Here is a 309-nt window from a genome sequence, read left to right as displayed (position 1 = left end):
GCTGAATGCTGAACTGCGTAAAGCTACCCGTAACCGCGGGCAATTCCCGAACGATACTGCGGCGTTGAAAACACTGTGGTTGATGATCTGCAACATCGAAGACAAGCGCGCTGCCCAGCGAGCGAAGAAAGCAAAGCACGACATCGAATGCAACGGCTATATTGAAGGAGCGAAAGCCACCGGGTGGAAACAAGCCATTAACCAACTAGCCGTGGCGTACCCTGACCGGTTCGCGGACTACTTGTAAACCAAGTCCCCGCACACAAAGAATCGGACACTCTCCCGCCAGTAACCTTTCGACTCAACTAC

The 309-nt window shown here is 53.4% G+C and carries 1 pseudogene; it reads left to right on the top strand.

What is annotated here, in order from left to right:
* Positions 1 to 247 (top strand): annotated as a pseudogene (locus HMPREF2791_RS05345) (IS256 family transposase); the annotation flags it as partial.
* Positions 248 to 309: the final 62 nt, after the last annotated feature.

This window comes from Corynebacterium sp. HMSC034A01 (genome assembly GCF_001838175.1).
Lineage (GTDB): Bacteria > Actinomycetota > Actinomycetes > Mycobacteriales > Mycobacteriaceae > Corynebacterium.
Note: the sequence above shows the minus strand (reverse complement) of the source record. Positions and strands in the feature narration are given on the sequence as shown.